Here is a 17,426-nt window from a genome sequence, read left to right on the forward strand (position 1 = left end):
ATGTTGGTAGTAACTCAACACCCCAGAGGTGGAAACTCGCAGAGGGCTAGGTAGGAACTCAGCTTGATTCGGTAGCCTCCCGGCCACCTATGCCATTTGTAACCCACTCACCTACGATTCCCCCTCCTCCCCCTCCCCAACTCATGCCTTTCCGTCCATTTTCATGAGCTAGTTTTCGTGTTAAAGATAGAGGGTACGGGGTGAAACGTGTCGATTGCTGACGAAGTGGGAGGGTTTCAGATGATCCGGTTATCGAATATCCGTAGGTCGTATCGGTCGGCTGCGGGTAGGGAGTCGGTTTTGGAAGGGCTGGATTTTGAGCTTGATGAGGGTGAGTATGTGGCGATTATGGGGGCTTCGGGTACGGGGAAGAGTACGCTGATGAATATCCTCGGGACGCTGGAGCGGCCGAATGGCGGTGAGTACATATTTCGTGATAAGAAGGTTCATCGGATGGGGAACGGGAAGCTGACGCTCTTGCGGAATGAGGAGATCGGGTTTGTGTTCCAGAATTATCAGCTGATCCCGAATTTATCTGTGTATCAGAATGTACTTCTTCCCCTCTCGTATAAGCGGAAGTGGCAGTCCAAAAAGAGGGCGCGGGTCAAACGGGCGCTCGCCATGGTGGGACTTGAAGGAAAGCTGAAGGCGAAGCCGCATCAGCTTTCCGGCGGACAGAAGCAGCGTGTGGCGATTGCGCGTGCAATTGTGAATGAGCCTTCCCTGCTTCTGGCAGATGAGCCGACGGGGAGCCTGGATGAGAAGACGACGGAGTCGATTCTGGAGATTTTCGATGAGCTGCATGAGCACGGGGTGACGATCATCCTGATCACCCATGATCCGGAAGTGGCGAAACGGGCGGAGCGGATTCTGCACCTAAAAGGCGGACGGATAAAGGAGCAAGCGTATGAGACTCTTCAAAGTCTTTAAGATGGCGCTCCTCGGGATTTGGAGCAATAAGTTCCGGGTGCTGCTTTCGATTTTCGGTGTGGTCATCGGGGTGTTCGCCGTGATTGCCCTTTCCGCTATTTCACTGGGCGTGAAGGATACGGTGATGAAACAGATGGGCGGTCTCGGCGCGGAACAGATCATGGTCATGCCCGGGCGTGTGCTGAAGGACGGAGGCGGAGCCCATAACTTCCTGAACGGCGTGTCCAGCCTGCCCAGCACGCTGACAAACACTGATGCCGAGGAGATCCGCAAGCTGGAATCCGTCGAATCCGTCACACCCATGCTGGAAACGGTCGGCCGCATCCAATACACCAAGGAAAATGAAGAACCCACCAGCGTGGAAGGCATGCTGGTAGGCACGAGCGGTTCGTATCAGGGAGTCTTCCATACGACCCTCAAAGAAGGCCGGTTCTTTACAGAGGAAGAAGAAGCAAATAAAGACCGAGTGGTTGTGCTGGGTAGCGGAATTCATGCATCTTTGCTGAACCAGAAACAGGAACTGCCCGAAATAGATCCCGCTCAGCAAGCAGAACCAGAGAAAACCTGGTGGCAGAAGCTGTTGGACAGGCTAACCGGTTCTTCCGTTAGTGCCGCAGATGCACCGGCTGAAGAGGAAAGCCTGGTCGGAAAGGAAGTCACCATCCAGGGAGAAACATTCACCGTCATCGGTGTGCTGGAATCCGAAGCCACACTCGGCATGACATCCGATAACAGCATACTCATGCCGGTCCAGAACGCACTTGAGGTGACCAGCACTGAAAACCTAACGAGCATCTATGTCAAAGCGGACTCCATCGAAAACCTGGACCAGGCAGAAAAAGACGTGCACGCAGCGGTCAAGCTCAATCATCCGGAGACAGACTTTAGCACGGTTAAGCAAACGGAAATGTTAGACGCCATCGACACGGTCACCCGAATCCTGCAGGTCATGCTGGTGGGCATTACGGCTACCGCTCTAGTCATAAGTGGTGCTGGAATTATGAACGTGATGGTTATGTCCGTCCGGGAACGCACGAGAGAAATAGGAATTCGTAAAGCACTGGGCGCGTCCACTATTGAAATCCTATTCCAGTTTCTCTTTGAAACGATACTGCTCTGCCTGGCCGGAGGTATCATTGGGCTGTTGCTTGGATATGGATTTGTCACTTGGTGGAATGGTGCCATCACAATCTTCCCGCTTGTTCTTCCTATGTGGGTCATCCAACTCGCACTTGGTTCCTCTATCCTGATTGGTATTGTCTGCGGGGTTTATCCGGCGATTAAGGCGGCTATATTGCAGCCTAGTCGGGCGTTAAGGTTTGAATAAGAGAGAGAAAAATGTTACTTAAGGGGATACAAGAATACTTATTGACATTAGACACAAATTCCTGATGAGAGTATCGAAGAACTGGAAATGACTAATTCTCTTACTGATCACTTAACCAGTGATGTTCTGTGAAGTCACATCTTGTTAACTTTCAAAAACTTCATGGACTTACCAGGCATTTAAATCCTATACTATTAATGACTGGAGGATTATTTATGCCCAAACAAAAATTACTCATATCATCTTTTATAATATTAATTATTGCTTTCTTGTTATCTTTAATATTTATTTTACGCGATTTGATTCCGCGAGAAATTATAGCATTTGGTTCTCTCTTTTTGTTCTTTATTGGTATTGTTACTTTATTCACTCGCTACATTGACAAACCTGTTCCAATGTCTATCGGAATTATTTTGATTTTTGGATTTGTTTTTCGTAGTATTTATTCTTTTAACCTTTATAACACCATTACTTCACCATTTCCCGACAGCTTCAAGTACCTAGAAAACTTGGAAACCCTACTCATTATGGGGAATCCAAGTTTCACATCAGTTGAGTCCATTGTAGGTACATCTCAATTTTTTTATTATTTTATAATGTATTATACATATTCAATATTTAACACAAACTATGCTCTTTATATTGTAAACATACTATTCTTTAGTGTTTCCATGTTATTTCTTTACCAAGTCATACTAAAGGATTTTGGAAAGAAAATAGCTTATTGGACTACAGTTGCGTCGATATTTAGCATGACTTTTTTTACATTCACAAGCACTATCTTAAAAGATAGTACAGTTTTGTTGTTAGCAATGTCGATTGCTTTTATATATAAAACCTGCTCTAAAAAATATTATATATTTCTGATTTTACTTCTCCCACTCCTATTCACCACAAGAATATATGCTGGAGCCTCAATGTTATTGGCCATTTTGGTGGATATTTTGTTGAATAAAACCAAGGGATTGAACATACTCTTCAGAATGATACCTATAATAGGAATCATTCTAGTGCTTTTGTTGGCATTTAATTATACCTTCCTTCAAAGTTACTTGGATTTAGGAGCTGACTTCTTGACATCAAACTCTATTCTTGAAGGAATAATAGGCATACCCTTAGCCTTTATTAATTTAACATTCACCCCTGTCCCTTGGGGCGTATTCACAAATCAGCATTCTGCATATTCCTTAATTCAAATTGACACGTTTTTCACCCTACTTTTTTCATTTAGCTTAATTCTCTTTGTAGTAAAAGTATTGAAAAACGAGGAACTACGTAGGAAAATTCATTTTTACATCCTCCCAATATTAGTTCACGCCTATGTCTTGGGAACTGCTTATGGTGGCGGGGTAAGACAAAAAATCGCTGTTTATTCTTTCATCATTCTTTTGTATGTAATCGGTTTACTTTACAAAAAATCCTCCAATAAATCACTACATCCTATTAAACAGACAGACCAATAAGGACACCTACCTATTACGATAAGGATAACACTAGACTATTCCAGTGTTATCTTTTTTATATTTTTCGGGTTGTGGTAAAAACTAGGTACTTTCATAACTAGCTCTCTTTTTGGTCCAACTTCTGTTTATTCAAACTGTATTCTCATTGTGGAGAACCTGCTTGGCACCAGACTCAGCCCGTTGGGCTTGTTCAGTGTCTCCGCCCAACCAAGACATGGGAATTGATGGAATCGAGAGGTCGCGAATTACACTCAAGTTTGCCTTGGCTATTCCACCGTACATGAACTCAATGACTTCCATGAACCATTTCTGATTAGGCTTATCCGCGGTCAAATCCCCCGTTCAGAATGTTCTCGCCACGTGTTGTGGAGTGGATGGCAAATAGCGTTTCTGGCGAATGACCGACCTGATTCCAGCCAGTATCATCAGAGACTAACACCCACTTGAGATTGATATTGCAGCTATGTCTACGACCAATCACCATCTTAGATTTCTGCTGTTCCCTGATAGTCCTTGCCGGATGCTATGCATTACTGTTCAATCTCAACCGTTCTTCCCATGTCGTCTTCCTCCCTTGGTCATGGGATCTCTCCGTTCCTTAAGTCCCTTCGGGACTTCTCCATGACCATTATAGTTTCTCAGCAAACTCCAAAAACAGTATCATCGCGATATTTCAGGAGGATCTCACTATTTGAAAGTTGACCGCTTAAATAATATTTGATTGGGGATTGTTTCATTTCCTCAGGATACGACTCCACCCTGACTTCCTCCAGACACTTGCACCAATCGCTTCGTATTGGATAATCCGTATTAACGCACTCTTTGAACACGGACAGGGTTGCGCTCTCGAGTTTTCGATAAAGCTGATTAATTTCAAACATTTCTTCACACGAGAACCCTTTGTAAGCCATAGGAAAAGCTCCTCTCAAATCAAACAGAGTTTTGTTATTTCCTCTGTCTGCTTTGAAGGGAGCATATCACCATACGAAGTTTGGAATTCACTTGAGACAATCATTTAGAATTTTTAATTTCCGTTTAATCAAATCATTCCGAGAGTTTTTTATAGGATTTGCAAAAAAGTTCTAATTAGTTTAATCACTCTTTGTTGTTCCTCAATTGTCATTGTTGTACCTGAAGGCAGGCAAACACCAGTAGCAAACAACTGCTCACTGATTACTTCATCTTCCGCATGTGCATAGAACTTATTACCATCAAAAACCGGTTGCATATGTAATGGTTTCCAAACCGGTCGGGCTTCAATGTTTTCAGCTTCCAAGGCATCTATCAAGTCATATGGAGCAACTTTAATCATTTCTGGATTTAGTGTCATCACCGATAGCCATCGATTAGATGTTGTCTCTTCCAATTCAGGCATGAACTCTAGGCCTTCAATATCTCCTAAGCCTTCCACATAACGCTCGAACACAGCCCGTTTTTCCTCTACTCGCTTATCTAGCACTTCGAGTTGTGCACGACCTACACCAGCGAGGATATTGCTCAAGCGATAGTTGTAACCAACCACACTATGTTGATAATGCTTTGCTTGGTCGCGTGCCTGCGTAGCTAAGAAGCGTGCCCGTTTAAGTTCCTCGGTATCGTTTGAAACCAGCATGCCTCCACCAGAAGTGGTGATAATCTTATTACCGTTGAAGGAATAGACTCCAAACTTCCCAAATGTACCGCTCTTTTTGTCTTTATAAGTAGAGCCAAGTGATTCAGCAGCATCTTCAACTACCGGCACGCCATAACGGTCACATATCTCAATCAGTTCATCCATCTTGGCACTCTGACCATATAGGTTAACAACAACAACTGCTTTAGGAAGCTTACCTGCCGCTTTTGTCTCTTTAAATGCATTCTCCAAGGCAACAGGAGACATGTTCCATGTCTCAGGCTCAGAATCAATGAAAACTGGCTCAGCACCTAGATAGACAATCGGGTTTGCGCTCGCAATGAACGTGAGGCTAGAACAGAATACTACATCTCCTTTTCCAACACCCAACAGATCTAATGCCAGGTGAATCGCCGCAGTACCCGAAGAAAGCGCTGCTGCTCCTTCTGTCCCCGCATAAGTAGCCAGCTCTTCTTCAAAAGCATTCACATTCGGTCCAAGTGGTGCAATCCAGTTTGTTTCAAATGCCTCGTTTATGTATTTCTGTTCATTTCCACTCATATGAGGAGCAGATAGAAAAATTCGATCAGCCATTTAGATTCCTTCTTTCCTGATCTCTTTTGCCGGGACCCCCACAGCTGTAACTTTTCTATTAATATTGGACACTACAGCCGCACCTGCACCAATCGTGGACCATTCACCCACTGTCTTCAACGGAATTACTGAAGCTCCCGCACCAATATGGGCTCCTTCCCCAACAGCAACTCCACCTGCCAATATAGCCTGAGGCGAGATATGGGTGTAGTCGGCAACCTTGCAATCATGCTCGATAATCGATCCCGTATTGAGAATTGCATGGTCCCCTATTATTGTATCTGCATTGACTACAACCCTTGGCATAATGACTGTTCCCAAACCGATAACAGCACTAGGACTGATTACTGCAGTTGGATGGATTAAAGAAATAAAAGAAGATCTCGGCACCCCTAGTTCCTTAACCAGTTTTTTGCGAACCACATTAGACCCAATACCAAGAACCACGTATATATTAGACTCTTCTTGAAGCAACTGCCTTAAATGTGAAATCGGCCCCTTAGTTACGCCTTCTCCTACAAAGACCTCATCGTAACGATCATCCAATTTCGCTGTAAGTGACATACCTTCATTTGAATGGATCAAGTCGGCAACAACTTTAGAATGGCCACTATCACCAAGGATGACAACCTTCTTCATTTGACTCGCTCCTTACCTCGGTCCGAAGCAGAAGGGGTACCGGTGAATTTCGTCATAGTTGCCTGTCCTGTCTGATTGATACCTTCAGACTTAAAGACTCTTATTACAGTCATTAACAAAATCTTGATATCTAGCCAAAATGATTGATTGTCTACGTACCAGACATCGTAGTCAAACTTCTGTTCCCACGAAATCGCGTTCCGGCCATTCACTTGGGCCCAACCCGTGATTCCCGGCCGTACTTCATGACGCCTTGCCTGATGCTCGTTATACAGCGGGAGGTATTCCATCAACAATGGCCGTGGACCGACGAAACTCATGTCTCCCTTAAGGACATTCCAGAGTTGTGGAAGCTCATCTAGGCTCAATTTGCGGACTAACTTTCCGAAAGAAGTTAAACGAACATCGTCCGGTAGTAAATCACCTTTCTCATCCCTCTTGTCCGTCATTGTACGAAACTTATAGACATTAAATGGCTTGCCTAAAAGTCCGGGACGTTGTTGCTTAAAGAACACTGGCGAGCCGATTTTCTTAAGAATTAGGAGAGCAGTGATTCCAATTATTGGTGACAACAGGACGAGGGCAACCAAACTCACTATTGTATCAAATACCCGTTTCATATCGCACACCTATCTTAAAGTGCTTTAAACAAGTCAATCTGCTTTTGGAGCACTTTTTCTTCATCAAATAGTTCTTCGGCAATCTCTCGGCTTCTCTTGCCGAATCGTTCTCGAGCATTGCTGTCAGTTGCAATAGTTTCCATGGCCCTTTCCAAGTCATCTACGTTTTCCTTTTCAAAGAGGAAACCATTCTCTCCATGGAAGACTTCTTCACGACACCCTCGAATATTTGAAGCAATAATCGGAGTGTCCATTGCCATGGCTTCTATGATGGATCGAGGCAATCCTTCTCGGTGTGAAGGAAGAATAAAGCAATCAGAAATAGACAGCAACTCGGGGGTATCCGACCTGAACCCAAGATAATGGATATTAGGATGGTTTAAGTCTCTCATTAATTGATTATAGCTCTCCTGGTCACGTTCACTCTCTAACAAACCGCCAATTAGAAGAAGCTTTGCATAAGGATATCTCTTCACAATTCGTTTAAAAGCTTCTACCAGTTCGAAAATGCCTTTTTCACGAACTAATCGACCAATGAACAAAAAAACAAGATCTTCTTCTTTAAGACCAATGGTTCTCTTTAATTCATTCGTTGTTGCATTAGAAATCAGTTCAGGATTAAACTTATTCCAAATATCAACACCGTTGCTTAAGTGAATGGTGCGTACTTGTTCTTTAAATTTATGATCAAGAGCAAGTTCAAAATCTTCTCGGCTTTGGAGAAGGAGCCAGTCTGTTATCCAACGTGCAGCGTATTTCTCGATATTAAAAAACAATTTATATTGGTTCCTTGGCATCTCATCGTGGAAGTAGAATCCATGAGCTGTATAGACTACGTTCTGCATCCCAGCCAATTTTGCAGCAACCCTGCCCAACAGTGCAGCTACCGGCGTATGTACATGAACAACATCATATCGCTCACTCTTCATTAGTCTATACAGCGCCAAAATGGACTTAATATTGCTAACTGGATTGATCTCTCTGGCAATCGGAACATCAATCATTGTAAACCCCTCAGACCGTAATGCTTTAAAGCGCCCCTGATCCGAGCAGGCATTATGTACCTCAAATCCTTCTTCCATTGATCTCTTAATAAGCGGTTTTAATAAAGCATCTACACTTAAATCAATTGCACAGACTTGGAGGATTTTTTTTCCTTGGCTCATAGTCTCCAAAGATCAATCCCATCAGGTTTTTCATCTTGCGGAAGAACACTTTTAATGTCTACCACAACAGTAGCATCTTTCCTTAGCACGTTTTGGATACCGCTCCAACCCTCGTTCTTATATTCGTTATGCGGTACTGCTAAGACTACAGCATCTGACTTTTCAAGTTCTTTATATGGAGTTAAATCGACTCCATACTCACGGAAGGCTTCATCTGGATTTGCTTGTGGATCAGCAATTTGGATAGTAACGCCATATTCTTTGAGTTCGTTGATAATATCGATGACTTTTGAGTTCCGGAGATCTGGAACATTCTCTTTAAAGGTCAAGCCAAGAACCGTTACTGTCGCTCCTTGAATTACTACGCCGTGATTGATGAGTTTCTTTACAACCGTACGCGCAATGTATCGGCCGATGCCGTCATTGATCCGACGACCAGCAAGGATAACTTCGGGATGATGACCTACGGATTCTGCTTTATGAGTAAGATAATATGGATCTACTCCAATGCAATGTCCACCTACAAGCCCCGGAGAAAACTTAAGGAAATTCCACTTCGTTCCTGCTGCTTCGAGGACTTCAGACGTATCAACGCCAATTCGATCGAAAATCAAAGCAAGTTCGTTCATAAGAGCAATATTGACATCGCGTTGGGTATTTTCAATTACTTTGGCTGCCTCGGCTACCTTTATAGAACTGGCTTTATGTACGCCTGCCTCCACTACACTTCCATAGACATTAGCTATAATGTCTAGTACTTCAGGGGTTTGACCTGAAACAACCTTTAAAATCTTAGTGAAAGTGTGTTCCTTGTCACCAGGATTAATTCTCTCAGGTGAATATCCCACAAAGAATTCCTCTCCGCTTTTTAGGCCAGAGGCTTCCTCTAATATTGGAATACATTCATCTTCAGTTACGCCAGGATATACTGTAGACTCGTACACAACAATTGAGCCTTTGGTTAGATTTTCCCCAACTGTTTCAGATGCTTTTAATAATGGAGTTAGATTAGGCTGATTATGACTATCAATTGGCGTAGGAACTGCTACAATTATAAAATCTGCCGATTTTAATTTATTTGGATCGTTCGTAAAGTGAATCTTTGCTTCCTTAAGGTCATGATGTTCTACTTCATTCGTATAATCAATTCCATCTTTCAGTGTTTCAATTCGACGAGTGTTGATGTCGAATCCAATTACAGAATGTTTTTTTCCGAATGCTACAGCCACTGGTAAACCGACATATCCGAGACCGACAACCGCAATTTTTCTCTCCATTTCAATAACCCCTTATAAGTCAATTTGATAATAATCTAAATACCAATTGATAAATTTATCTACCCCATCCTTGATTGATGTCTGAGGACGGAAATCAATCTCTCGATATAAATCTTCTACGTCTGCGTATGTTGCTGGAACATCTCCTGGTTGCATTGGCATGAAGTTTTTTATCGCTTTAATATTAAGTTTATCCTCAATAGCCGTAATGAATTCCATAAGCTTAACCGGGCTGTTATTCCCAATATTATAAACACGGTAAGGCGCATAGCTTGTACCCGGATCGGGATTTTTTCCATTCCAGTTCGGATTAGGTTTAGCCGGCCTGTCGATAAGACGGTAAATTGCTTCAACAATATCATCAACAAATGTAAAATCACGCATCATATCACCATTGTTGTATATATCAATAGGGGCTTTTTCAATAATATTCTTCGTAAATTTGAACAAGGCCATATCCGGTCGTCCCCAAGGTCCATAAACGGTAAAAAATCGAAGGCCTGTTGTCGGAATGTTATATAAACTACTATATGTATGTGCCATTAATTCATTTGCCTTTTTGGTCGCAGCATATAGGCTTAAAGGATGATCAATATTGTCATGAACTGAAAATGGCAAGCGCTCATTAGCGCCATACACAGAGCTTGAAGAAGCATATATTAAATGTCCTATGTTATTGTTACGACAAGCCTCCAAAATGTTCGTAAATCCAACAATATTAGAATCGATATACGCTTTTGGATTTTCCAAACTGTAACGTACACCTGCCTGAGCAGCAAGATTTACAACAACTTCAGGCTTCTCACTTTCAACTATTCTATTTACTAAATCACCTGTAGATATATCCGCCTTATAAAAAGTATAATTATCAACGCCTATGCTTTTGTTTCTATCTTCTTTTAGGCTAACTGAGTAGTAATTATTCATATTATCTATTCCAACAACTTGATGGCCACATGAGAGTAGCTTTTTAGACAGATGAGAACCGATAAATCCTGCTGAACCTGTGATTAATACCTTCAAAATTAATTACCTTCTTTCGCATATAATATCTGGTACTCATTAATGATTTTCTCCGTTGAATAATTCTCTTTAATTCTGTTATGGGCTTTAAATCCCAGCTCTTTTCTTTCAGCGGACGAAAGATTGTATAATGTTAACATTGCAGACACCAAATCAGGGATTATGTTTTCAAATGTGGGAATAACTATTCCAGTTCGACCAATTATCTCTTTATTATCACCTACATTAGTTGCAATACAAGGAACTTCCATTGTCATTGCCTCTCCTAATACATTGGCAAATCCTTCGCTTTTAGAAGGGAGTATGAAAACATCTAAAATTCTCATTATTTCAGGTATGTTGGATTGATGCCCTAAAAGATACACGTTCCTTATTTTAAGCTCTTCTAATAAACTTTTGATTTTTTCATTACTTTCCTCAAGGCCATTTCCAACTAGAACTAAAGAGGTATCATTTGATTTTTGAAATTCTCCAAATGCACGGATTAATACCTCTTGATTCTTTATTGGATGAAAACGCCCCACATGTCCAAATATAAACTGTCCATTAACTCCATATTTTTCTTTAAGTTGCTCTTTAGTAGTTTGAGATAAATGATTATCTAATTCAAAACCATTTTGTATGACCTTTATTTTCTTTGGACTATATCCTATTTTAAGGTGAGATTTTGCAGCTGCTTTTGATCCGCAAATTATTGCATTAGGAATATTTGATAGCAAACCACAGATTCTAGCGATTAATATAGTAGTACTTTTATCAACTCCTTTAATTAAGGTACTATGCCTTATATTCCAAATTAGTTTGCGTTTCGGCATCAGTAATTTAATGAAAATTCCAATAAAGTCAGCATGATACATCCATGTTTGAATTATTTTTGGGTCTTCCTTCTTTATTATAGAAATCAATTTTACAAACTTTGAAATAAGATTATTTTTTGAGATATTTAGAGCATAAACTCTTATACCTTGTTTAGTTAATTTGTCACCGTAGAACCCAAAGTCACTTAAGGAAATTATTGTATTTTCATATTTACTATCCATCTTGGATACCAACTTAAATAAAGTTTTTTCAGCTCCACCACTACCCAACCCTGTTATTATATGACAAATTTTCACACTCATGATCTATTTTCTCCGGGATTAGCGAGTCGAGAGTAAATTTCAATGTACCGATTTACATTCTTCTGAAGATCATAATTATCTTTCAAAGTATTACGAGCTTCTTTTTTCATTTTGGTGAGCCTTTCCCTATTTTCACTTACATAAGTTATTTTATCTATTAAATCATTAACATTCTCACTTTCGAATAACAGACCATTATTATTATTATTTATTAAATCAATGTTCCCGCCTACATTACTCGCAATAATAATTCTCTCAGTTGCCATTGCTTCAAGCAAAGCATTAGAGATACCCTCATATCTAGAAGGTAAAAGAAAAACATCTGAACTGTTTAATAAAGATAAGATATCATTTTGTTTTCCTATATATTTGATATTATCTTTTTGAATCCCTTTTAGGAGAATTCTTTCTTTCCCTTCTCCTGCAATTACCAATTGATTTCTTTGCTTGAAATCATCACTTAGAGCCTCCCAGGCGCTTAACAGAACATCTATTCCCTTTATCTTTTCTAACCTGCCTATATAAACAAATTTAAAAATCTCATTTGGACTAGCATTGTTAGAGTAAAAGTTATTAAAATCTATCCCATTGGGAAGAAAAACAATTTTATTTTGTTCTATTTCACTATCTAATAAGTCCTTTTCGATAGATTTACTAATAGCGATAAACAGATCAAGGTGCTTTTTTAGAAAGTCCACTTTCATTTCGCCTATTTTACCTGACTTTCTCATTCTTACTATTTCACAACCATCTTTGCCGCCTCCTCCTGCTATTTTAGCAATGGAAGGTATCTTGAAAAACTTACTAATAAAGGCTGCGGAAATACCAGGAGCACTTAATGCATGTGCATGAACAATATCAATATTTGCTTTGTTTTCCCTCACATATTTCAGTACTTTTATTAAATAAATAAGAGGTGCCAACTTACTATTTTTGGAGACCTTAAATCTGACTACATTAATTCCCTCTATTTTTTCTTTTGCTAGCAACCCTTCATGCCACCTTGTGAGCACTGTTACATCGTTACCCTTTTCAATCAACTTTTTTGATAACCTCTGCGCTTGTCTTTCTGCTCCACCTACTAAAGGATGAAAGCTTGAAATCAACATAACAATTCTCAAATAATCAACCCCAAAAATATTTTGTTAAATATTCTTTCTTTGATTCGTTAAAGTTTTCAGGAAAAATCGTTCTGTTCTTCTCACTACGCTCAATATATTCTTCTAATGTCATAATCACTCTAGCAGGACTACCGACTGCAACGCTATTCCCAGGAATATCTTTAGTGACTATTGATCCTGCACCAACAACAGTATTTTCCCCAATTTTTACACCTGGCATTATTATAGTATCTATACCGATAAAACAATTGTTGCCTATATCTATTTTACCGTATTTTTTTATATGCTTATATTGTGGGTTATCTCTAAAAACCCAGGTTCCCCCATCATGGGTTACAAATTTAACTCCACTGGTTATCGTGCATCTATCACCAATTTTTATTAGGTAAGGTTCGCTTCCAAAATTCGGCTTCCCCAAAATTCTGCAATTACTCCCCAATTGCAATCCATTTCTAATTGCCTTGTTTAACAACAAATTGTTTATATACCTCTTTAGGACACCCAACATAAAAGCTTTTCCTCTTTTCTTTTATTAGTCACCTATTATTATTATTTAAGATTATCTAAAAGGAATTTTTTCTTCTCTGTATAGTTCATGTGTTTGGTATAATGGGCGTTTTGCAAAACTTTCTCTTCGTAATCGCTTATATTTTTTATAACCTTCGCTGGCACCCCTGCAACAATACTATTCGGAGGGACGTCCCTGGTTACAACAGACCCTGCTGCAACTATTGAATTCCTTCCTATTTTTACATTAGGCATAATTATAGAATTAATTCCTATAAAACAATTATCTTGGATCATGATTCTTCCGAATACATCAATTTTTGGGTGTTTATCTCTTAAAACCCATACCCCGCCATCATGAGTAACAAATTGAACATTAGCACCCACAGTTACGTGATTACCAATCTCAATTAAATACGGCTCAGAACCAAATTTCGCATTTTCAATTCTACAGTTCTCTCCAATTTTAACTCCTAATTTCTTTAGGTTGTTTTCCCTATCTTTATAGACCAAACTTGCGTACTCTTTTCTATCTATTTTTTTAAGAATTTTAAAATAAATCTTCTTAATCATTTTTTACCTCTTTTATATATTTTTAGATTTATACCCATAAATCTACTCATTATTAAAGTAATTAGAGAAATTATAATAAAGCCTAATATTATTTCCACTGTTTGACTATTATATTCATAACCATATTCTTTGTATATATATGCTATTGATAATATTATTAACAAATTAACAAGTGCTTTACATGAAATGATTATTGTATTTCTGTGGGTAGCAATAATATTCTTCTTTATTAAATAAATCAATGTTAAAGATGCATTTATTAAAATACTAATAGATGTTGCCAAGGCTATTCCGACATGTCCCAATCCCATGAAAATTCCCAAGAAGACATTCAATGCAACGTTAATTAATAATGAAACTAATGCAGTTATCAATGGTAATTTTGTATTACCCGCTGCATAACAAACTTTATTAAATACTTCTTTAATTACCCAAAATAGCATTCCTGCTGAATAAGCAACTAATGCACTTGAAATCATATCAACTCCATTTTCTGTAAAAGATCCACGGTTATACAGCATATCAACCAGATCTTCGCTATATAGTAAAAAGAATACAATAAAAGGGCTAATCATAAATGATAAATAATTAAGTTGTTTTTCAATCAATCCGTAAAACATTGATTTATCTTTTTTATAGTATAATGAGAGATTTGTAAATAAGACATTGGTTACTACTAAAATTATAATATTAAGAGGAAGGTTTCTTAGTAAACTGGAATAATGTAGAGCTGTTATACTTCCTTCTTCTAGAAAAGAAGCAACACTTTTATCTGCAATTAGAGTCAATTGTGCTACGACACTACCAAAGAGGACGTATTTAGACATGTTAAGAAACTTAAGTATTTTTTCTTTGTTGGCCTTATGGGCCGTATGTTCAATTGGTTTTGGGACTTTTTTAAGTAGGATATAATTTGCTAAAATAACTTGCGTAACTGCTCCTAGAATAAACCCTAAAAGTATTGACCAGATTCCTAGTTTTTCATAAAACAACAAAATAAATAATACAATTACAAAATTGTTTATAATTATTGCCGTCTCTGCAGTTCTATAAATTCTTGCAGCCTGCAAAAAACCTATTGTAATTGAAAAATAAGCATATAAAAATACAAGTACGGATAAGGTTTTAAGAAACTTATTTGAGAGATTAAATGTTTCTGTATCTAATCCTAGCGCAAACACCTTCAAAATCCATTCGGAAAAAACAAATACAATAACACTGGTTATAAATGCAATAAAAAGGATAAATCTTTTTAAGTTCCTATAGTCATTTATTGCAACGCTGGGGTTTTCTATAATGTTCTCTGAAAATATAGGTGCGAAAGTTGTTCTAATACTAGTACTGAAAATAGAAAATATAATTGTTGTAAGCGATAATGCTAAAAACAGTGCATCGGTTTCAAAGTTAAAACCCACTGTATTTGTTATCAGGATATCTCTTAAAAAACCTAATCCCTTTCCGATTAAAGAAAGTATCAACACTATAACAATTGTTTTTTTCATTGCAATCTTCCAAACTACATTGGTTATTTGGTATTGTCGCAGTTCCATTCCACTATAATTTCTAAGAAAGTCCTACCGTTGTAAGTGACTTCTCCGGAGATTTTGGTACTTTCCTGTTAGCCAATGATATAAGTGTTTGTTTAAGTTCATCCTCATTCATATTTGGTAATTTAGTCAAGACATATTGTTGCTCTGATTGACCAATTGGAGTAGCACGCCCAATATGGATTTTAGGGAAAACCTGCTCCTGTTGTATTTCAGAAGAGTCCAGTAGTTCTTCAAAAAGCTTTTCCCCCGGGCGAATCCCAGAGTAGGTGATACCAATTTCTTCTACGTCATACCCAGACAGCTTAATTAGGTTTTTGGCAAGGTCAACAATTTTCACTGGTTCTCCCATGTCTAGAACAAAAACTTCTCCACCGCTAGCTAGCGTACCAGCCTGAATGACAAGCCTAGAAGCTTCGGGAATTGTCATGAAATAACGGGTCATACGCTCATCAGTGACTGTCACCGGCCCACCAGCTGCAATCTGCTTTTTAAAGAGCGGTACGACAGATCCCCGGGATCCGAGCACGTTACCGAAGCGAACAGCTGCGAACTTAGTCTTACTAGTCTTAGCAAGATTTTGGACGACCATCTCCGCAAAACGTTTAGTCGCGCCCATGACATTTGGCGGGTTTACAGCCTTGTCAGTCGAGACTAGGACGAAGTGGCCAACACCGAAAGTGTCCGCAGCTTCTGCGACGTTCTTTGTTCCGAAGATGTTATTCTTAACCGCTTCAAACGGGTTTGCTTCCATTAGTGGGACGTGCTTGTGAGCAGCGGCGTGATAGATCACATCTGGTGTATGTTCAGCGACAATATCAAAAATTCGATTCCGATCCTGTACATCTGCGATGATTGGGACGATTTCGGTCTCGGATTGTTTATATCCACGTAGTTCGCGGTCTATAAGATAAATTGAGTTCTCTCCATGTCCTAATAGAAGCAACTTCTTCGGCTTAAACTTGATGACCTGACGGCAGATTTCCGATCCAATCGAGCCCCCCGCTCCGGTGACGAGAATCGTTTTCTTCTCAAGTTTGTCTGCGATGGCCTTCATATCGAGTTCAACTTCTTCTCGGCCGAGGAGGTCTTCGATCTTTACGTCTCTGATATCATTCACAGACACTTTGCCTGTCATGACGTCTTCAATCCGCGGAATCGTCTGTGTACGAGATCCGGTGTCTACACAAGTCTTAGTGAGTTCTGCCATCTCCGTCTTGGACATCGATGGAATTGCGATGACAATGTTTTCAATGTTATGGGCTTTGACGAGATGTGGAATATCTTTTGATCCTCCAGCAACGTTCACTCCATAGATATCTAGATGTTGCTTATTCTTGTCATCGTCAACAAACAGAACTGGCATGAGTCCATTCTGTGGGTTCTGCTTCATTTGGCGGACGACCATTGTGCCGGCCTGTCCCGCGCCGACCACCATTGTGCGTCTACCGCCGAGCTTAAGCCGCTTAGTGATTGAGTCACGATGTATCCGCCACATAAACCGTGAACCGCCAATCAATAGCATGTGGAGCATCCACGTGATGGCAAGAACACGCACATAGATGTCCTGAAGACCAATGAGCTGCACAACCGCGACCGTCGCGATTGAAATTGTCACCGCCTTAAAGATCGCCTTGAGTTCACCGATTGAAGCATATGCCCATGCCTTCCGGTACAACCCGTAGTAGGACGCAGTCAGATGGTGTGCGATGAAGATCGTCAGCGCACTGAGGAGAAGAGTTTTGGATTCCAGGACATCCGCGGCCGGATGCAGGATGAGGAAACTTACATAGATAGAAAAAAAGACAATGCAGGAGTCGATGATCGCGAGTAAGAGCAAGCGTTTCGGGTGCGCCATTTGTCCAACTCCTTTCAAAATAGTTGTTTAAGAAATTGCTGGTAGATT

15 protein-coding genes are annotated in these 17,426 nt (G+C 39.9%); 3 read left to right on the top strand and 12 right to left on the bottom strand.

What is annotated here, in order from left to right:
- The first annotated feature begins 240 nt into the window (after positions 1 to 240).
- From BMX91_RS03915 to BMX91_RS03925, 3 genes are all read left to right on the top strand, one after another.
- Complete coding sequence (locus tag BMX91_RS03915) at positions 241 to 930, top strand: ABC transporter ATP-binding protein (RefSeq protein ID WP_092050126.1); 690 nt, start codon at positions 241 to 243, stop codon at positions 928 to 930.
- Positions 908 to 2,257: an ABC transporter permease gene (locus tag BMX91_RS03920; RefSeq protein WP_092050128.1), complete on the top strand. Its 1,350-nt coding sequence runs from the start codon at positions 908 to 910 to the stop codon at positions 2,255 to 2,257. Before BMX91_RS03915 ends, BMX91_RS03920 begins: the two co-directional genes overlap by 23 nt.
- A 215-nt stretch (positions 2,258 to 2,472) precedes the next feature.
- Positions 2,473 to 3,720, top strand: coding sequence for a hypothetical protein (locus tag BMX91_RS03925; RefSeq protein WP_092050130.1), 1,248 nt, complete (start codon positions 2,473 to 2,475; stop codon positions 3,718 to 3,720).
- A 1,060-nt stretch (positions 3,721 to 4,780) separates the two neighbouring features.
- Here BMX91_RS03925 and BMX91_RS03940 read toward each other — a convergent pair.
- The 12 genes from BMX91_RS03940 to BMX91_RS03995 all read right to left on the bottom strand — a co-directional run bounded on the left by BMX91_RS03940 (position 4,781) and on the right by BMX91_RS03995 (position 17,378).
- Positions 4,781 to 5,926, bottom strand: coding sequence for an aminotransferase class I/II-fold pyridoxal phosphate-dependent enzyme (locus tag BMX91_RS03940; RefSeq protein ID WP_092050135.1), 1,146 nt, complete (start codon positions 5,924 to 5,926; stop codon positions 4,781 to 4,783).
- Positions 5,927 to 6,565, bottom strand: a complete 639-nt coding sequence (locus BMX91_RS03945; RefSeq protein WP_092050138.1) for an acetyltransferase — start codon at positions 6,563 to 6,565, stop codon at positions 5,927 to 5,929.
- Positions 6,562 to 7,185 carry a sugar transferase gene (locus tag BMX91_RS03950; RefSeq protein WP_092050141.1) on the bottom strand — a complete coding sequence of 208 codons (624 nt, stop codon included), beginning with the start codon at positions 7,183 to 7,185 and terminating at the stop codon, positions 6,562 to 6,564. The genes BMX91_RS03945 and BMX91_RS03950 overlap by 4 nt, the downstream gene beginning before the upstream one ends.
- Before the next feature lie 14 nt (positions 7,186 to 7,199).
- On the bottom strand, positions 7,200 to 8,351 hold the full coding sequence (locus tag BMX91_RS03955; RefSeq protein WP_092050143.1) for a glycosyltransferase family 4 protein: 1,152 nt from the start codon (positions 8,349 to 8,351) through the stop codon (positions 7,200 to 7,202).
- Positions 8,348 to 9,628, bottom strand: coding sequence for a nucleotide sugar dehydrogenase (locus tag BMX91_RS03960; protein WP_092050145.1), 1,281 nt, complete (start codon positions 9,626 to 9,628; stop codon positions 8,348 to 8,350). Before BMX91_RS03960 ends, BMX91_RS03955 begins: the two co-directional genes overlap by 4 nt.
- Positions 9,629 to 9,640: 12 nt before the next feature.
- On the bottom strand, positions 9,641 to 10,651 hold the full coding sequence (locus tag BMX91_RS03965) for an NAD-dependent epimerase (protein ID WP_092050147.1): 1,011 nt from the start codon (positions 10,649 to 10,651) through the stop codon (positions 9,641 to 9,643).
- Positions 10,652 to 10,653: 2 nt separating this feature from the next.
- Entirely contained in the window at positions 10,654 to 11,772 is a 1,119-nt protein-coding gene (locus BMX91_RS03970) for a glycosyltransferase (protein ID WP_092050150.1), read from the bottom strand.
- Entirely contained in the window at positions 11,769 to 12,893 is a 1,125-nt protein-coding gene (locus BMX91_RS03975) for a glycosyltransferase family 4 protein (RefSeq protein ID WP_092050152.1), read from the bottom strand. The genes BMX91_RS03970 and BMX91_RS03975 overlap by 4 nt, the downstream gene beginning before the upstream one ends.
- 4 nt (positions 12,894 to 12,897) lie before the next feature.
- Positions 12,898 to 13,401 carry an acyltransferase gene (locus tag BMX91_RS03980; protein ID WP_092050154.1) on the bottom strand — a complete coding sequence of 168 codons (504 nt, stop codon included), beginning with the start codon at positions 13,399 to 13,401 and terminating at the stop codon, positions 12,898 to 12,900.
- Between the two features lie 41 nt (positions 13,402 to 13,442).
- Positions 13,443 to 13,973: an acyltransferase gene (locus BMX91_RS03985; protein ID WP_092050156.1), complete on the bottom strand. Its 531-nt coding sequence runs from the start codon at positions 13,971 to 13,973 to the stop codon at positions 13,443 to 13,445.
- On the bottom strand, positions 13,970 to 15,475 hold the full coding sequence (locus tag BMX91_RS03990) for a lipid II flippase MurJ (protein ID WP_177168258.1): 1,506 nt from the start codon (positions 15,473 to 15,475) through the stop codon (positions 13,970 to 13,972). Before BMX91_RS03990 ends, BMX91_RS03985 begins: the two co-directional genes overlap by 4 nt.
- A gap of 61 nt (positions 15,476 to 15,536) precedes the next feature.
- Positions 15,537 to 17,378: a polysaccharide biosynthesis protein gene (locus BMX91_RS03995; RefSeq protein ID WP_092050160.1), complete on the bottom strand. Its 1,842-nt coding sequence runs from the start codon at positions 17,376 to 17,378 to the stop codon at positions 15,537 to 15,539.
- Between the last annotated feature and the right edge of the window lie 48 nt (positions 17,379 to 17,426).

Origin of the sequence: Bhargavaea ginsengi (assembly GCF_900109165.1) — a bacterium.
GTDB classification, from domain to species: Bacteria; Bacillota; Bacilli; order Bacillales_A; family Planococcaceae; genus Bhargavaea; species Bhargavaea ginsengi.